The sequence below is a fragment of the Luteimonas salinisoli genome, assembly GCF_013425525.1.
GTDB lineage: Bacteria > Pseudomonadota > Gammaproteobacteria > Xanthomonadales > Xanthomonadaceae > Luteimonas > Luteimonas salinisoli.
This window is the reverse complement of sequence record NZ_JACCKA010000034.1, coordinates 1-3,897: the sequence shown is the minus strand read 5'-3', so window position 1 is coordinate 3,897 and position 3,897 is coordinate 1. Positions and strand designations below refer to the sequence as shown.

Annotated in this window: 4 protein-coding genes; all 4 read right to left on the bottom strand. The window is 70.7% G+C overall.

Features of this window, described 5'->3' with window-relative positions; translation table 11 throughout:
- Nucleotides 1-1,634, bottom strand: a 1,634-nt coding sequence (locus tag H0E84_RS05050; protein WP_180677547.1) for a HAMP domain-containing protein, incomplete at its 3' end; no start/stop codon positions are given.
- 79 nt (nucleotides 1,635-1,713) lie between these two features.
- The gene (locus tag H0E84_RS05045; RefSeq protein WP_180677548.1) at nucleotides 1,714-2,019 is read right to left on the bottom strand and encodes a hypothetical protein; all 306 of its coding nucleotides are present in this window, start codon (nucleotides 2,017-2,019) and stop codon (nucleotides 1,714-1,716) included.
- Between the two features lie 185 nt (nucleotides 2,020-2,204).
- Nucleotides 2,205-2,693, bottom strand: a complete 489-nt coding sequence (locus tag H0E84_RS05040; RefSeq protein WP_180677546.1) for a chemotaxis protein CheW — start codon at nucleotides 2,691-2,693, stop codon at nucleotides 2,205-2,207.
- 136 nt (nucleotides 2,694-2,829) lie between these two features.
- A complete protein-coding gene (locus H0E84_RS05035; RefSeq protein WP_180677545.1) occupies nucleotides 2,830-3,618 on the bottom strand; it encodes a flagellar brake protein in 789 nt (262 codons plus the stop codon).
- Between the last annotated feature and the right edge of the window lie 279 nt (nucleotides 3,619-3,897).

Genomic DNA, 3,897 nt, shown 5'->3' with positions numbered 1-3,897 from the left:
GCGTGCTCGGCGTTCTGCTTGACGGTGGAGGTCAGTTCCTCCATCGAGGCGGCGGTCTCTTCGAGGTTGGCGGCCTGCTGCTCGGTGCGGCGCGAGAGGTCGGAATTGCCGGCGCTGATCTCGCCGGCCGCGCTGTTGATCGCCAGCGACGCGTCCTTGATCCGCGACATGATTCCGGTCAGCTGCGCCACGGTGGCGTTGGCGTCGTCGCGCATCCGCGCGAACACGCCGCTGAACTCGCCCTCCATGCGTACCGTCAGGTCGCCCTCGGCGAGGCCGGCGAGCAGTCGCGAGACCTCTTCCAGGCTGACCGCGTTGGCGTCCAGCAGCTGGTTGAGCTGCCCGGCGAGCTGCAGGAAGAAGCCCGACTTGTCCTGCGTGGAGATCCGCTGCGACATGTCGCCTGCCGCGGCGGCGGCGACGATCCGCGCCACTTCCTGCTCCACCCGCGCCTCGCCGGTGCGGTCGCGCCATTCGCAGACGGTGCCGACGCTCTCGCCCGCCTCGTTGCGGATCACCGAGACGTTCTGGCCGAAGCTCGCCTGGCCGTAGCGCATCTCGCGATGGGCGCTGCCGTCGCGCTCGAGCCGGGCGACGAACTGCGCGTCGGCCACGCCGCCGTGCTCGAGCACGGCGACCGGCTGGCCCACCAGCGGCTGCGACGGATCGATCGCCGGCAGCGCCGCCACGATGTCGTCGGAATAGCTGTCCAGCATCGTACGCAGCGCGGGGTTGGTGTAGACGATGTTGAGTTCCGGGTCGGTGATGAACAACCCCGTCGAGGACGCTTCCAGCGCGGTGCGGATGCGCAGGTTCTCGCTGGCCACGGCCTGGTCGCGCTCGGTGCGCTCGCGCAGGTCGTGCTGCATCCGCTGCATGGCCTTGAGCAGGTCGCCGATCTCGTCGCCGCGACCGCTGTCGATCCGGCTGTCGAGCTTGCCGGCGGCGACGTCGTTGGCCACCGCGACCGCCCCGCGCACGGACCCCGCCAGCGCTCTGGCGAAGAGCCAGGCGATCGCGGCGCCGCCGGCGATCCCCGCCGCCAGCATCACCAGGATCACGATCATCGACGCCCGGTAGGTGGCCTGCGCGCCGCGCGTGGCCGCGGCCGCCTGGGCGTCGCTGATCGCGATCAGCGCGCTGACCGCGGCGGTGGCCTCGTTGTGGGCCTCGAAGGTCTCGCCGAGGAAGGTGTCCACGGCGTCCTCGGGCAGGTCGAGGTCGACCATCTCGTCGACCGAGCCGTACGATTCCAGCGCCGCCGCCCAGCCGGCGTCGAACCGCTCCAGCGCCTGGGCGGCTTCCGGGCCGCTGTCGAGCGCCGCGTAGGCGGCCGAGGTCTCGGCGATCTCCGCCTGGAGCGCGGCCGCCCGCGTGCGCGCGTCCTGTTTGACCGCATCGCTGGCGCGCAGCAGGCCGCGGTAGGAGGTATTGCGGAACTCGCCGAGCAGGGCGCGCAGCTCGGCGGCCGTGGCCACGCTGCGCAGGGTCTGGCCTGCGAGACGGTCGGTTTCGCCCTGCAGCGAGTTCATGCCCGAGTAGGCGGCGATTCCCTGTCCCAGCATCAGCGCGATCAGCACGCCGAAGGCGAGCATCAGCTTCGGGGCGAGTCGGAGATTATCGATCCAGTTCATTCGCGTTCGGTCCTTTCGCGGTGTATCCCTTCGGCTGCCGGCCCGTGACCCGGGCCGGCGACGGGCAGTGGCGGCGGCTTCAGTTGATCGTTGCCAGCTTGATGTCCGATGGCGAGGTGATGCTGATCTCGGCGCGGCTGCTGTCGCGCTTGATGGCGCCGATCACGCAGACGTCGCGGCCCTCGAGCTCCTCGGGCGTGGGGCGGAAGCTGCCGCGCTGGTCGCCGGGGATGCGCGCGGAGAAGGTGTGGCGCGGGAACGCCCCGCCCATGTACAGGAAGGTCGGCTCGCCCTCCGAGTTCTGGGCGTAGCGGGTCTTCTCGACCTTGCCGCAGACCATGCCGGTCCTGCCGATGAAACGCGTGGCCTGGTCGGCCGGGATCATCTCCTGGGCTGCAAGCTTGCCCGGGGCGGCGTAGGCGGCGAGCGCCAGGGTGGATGCCAGCAGCAGGGTCGCGGGGGTGTTCATCGGGGTTCTCCGTGGATTGATTGTTGGAGACGGCCGCGGCTGCGGGTCCGTCCGGATTGGATCTCGGTGATGGCGCGCGCGGGCTCGCGGCGGCGCCTGGGTCAGGCCGCGGCCTCGAGTTCCTCGGCGACCAGGTCGGCGCTGTCGAGGAGCCTCTCGATGTCGAGCAGGATCAGCATCCGCTCGTCGACGGTGCCGATGCCGGAGATGAAGCGGGTGTCCACCGAGGCGCCGAATTCCGGGGTCGGCCGGATCTGCTCGTGCGAGAGCGGGATCACGTCGGACACGCCGTCGACGACGATGCCGACCACGCGCTCCTCGACGTTGAGCACGATCATCACGGTGAAGCTGTCGTAGCGCGCCTCGGCCAGGTGGAGCTTCAGCCGCAGGTCGATCACCGGCACGATCGTGCCGCGCAGGTTGATCACGCCCTTGATGTAGTCGGGAGCGTCGGGCACGCGGGTGACGGAGTCGTATCCGCGGATCTCCTGGACCTTGAGGATGTCCACGCCGTAGTGCTCGTCGCCGAGGGTGAAACTGAGGAACTCGCCGGCGAAGGCATCGGGCGTACCGCTCTTGTTCTCGTTCATCGTGTCTCCTCGGCCGGAACGGGCCGCCGCAATGGTCGGATGGGTGCCGTGCTTGCTAGATCGGCCGGCGTGTTCACAACTTTAGGATCGGTTCCCGCGGTGTCGGCCATCGGGACGCGCCGCCCGGAGGGAGCGCTCACAGCAGTCCGTTGCGCCGCGCGATTCGCTGGCGCTCGACCTGCAGGATGTAGCGCTGGATGGCGACGTCGGCGCCGCGGGGCAGGATGGTGAACGCCATTCCCACCCGCCGCGTCTCGATGCCGTTGGCCTGGGTCTGGGTGGAGACGCTCCTGACTTCCGTCTGCACCGCCATCGTCGCCATCCCGGGCAGCCGCAGCTCGCAGTCGCGATGGCGCTGGCGCAGCTCGAAGGCGAACGCCCCGCCGGCCACCGCGATGGCGAGGCCGCCCACCGAGATGTCGCTGACCCGGTACTCGACTTCCCGCGCGCGGCCCTGGCCGCCCTCGTGGCGGATCAGGCAGTTGGGCGGATCGGCGGCGGGCGCTTCGAGCCGGAACAGTTCCCGGCGCTGCAGGTAGACCACGGTCGCGGGCATCGGGGTGCTGAACGCGACGCGACCGTCGATCTCGACCTGCTGCTGGCCGGACAGGCGGAAGCGCACGCCGACCCGGTCGATCTGGCCGGTGCATCCGAGGTGCGGCGCCTCGCGGATGCTGCGGTTCACCGCGGCCTGGGCACTGCCGTCTAGCATCAGGCGACCGGCATCGGCATCGAGTTCGATGATCGCGGTCGGGACGGCGTGGCTCCTGCCAGGAACGTGCGCGGTGATCAGGGCGCGCCCGTCGATCAGCGACTGCAGCACCTGGCGTACCCGCAGCGGATCGCTGAGTGCGAAGCGCTCGTCGGGGTCGGCGCCGCCGCTGGCCTCGATGCAGGGGGATGGTGACTCGCTGATACCTGGCATGTCTTGGCTCTGGTGGCGGGCACGAGGATTCACATCCCTATCGGCAACCGCGTCCGGCTCTTGAGGCGTCCCCGCGTCGGAACCCGGCCGGTCCGCTTTCGCGGCGCTCGGGACGGCCGCGCACGCGCGGGACGCCGGACTAGAACTCGGTCCAGTCGTCGTCGGCGGTGGTGGCCAGCGCCACGGCGGCCTTGGTCGGTGCGCGCCGGGCCTTGGGTGCAGGCTCCTGGTGCGATGCGGTCGCCGCGCGCGGGGGCGGGGCCGCGACCGCGGCGGGGC

What these genes read in the sequence shown, in the direction of transcription:
- H0E84_RS05045 (WP_180677548.1), bottom strand. Translation starts at nt 2,019, where the DNA reads ATGATCCCGGCCGACCAGGCCACGCGTTTCATCGGCAGGACCGGCATG.
- H0E84_RS05040 (WP_180677546.1), bottom strand. Translation starts at nt 2,693, where the DNA reads ATGAACGAGAACAAGAGCGGTACGCCCGATGCCTTCGCCGGCGAGTTC.
- H0E84_RS05035 (WP_180677545.1), bottom strand. Translation starts at nt 3,618, where the DNA reads ATGCCAGGTATCAGCGAGTCACCATCCCCCTGCATCGAGGCCAGCGGC.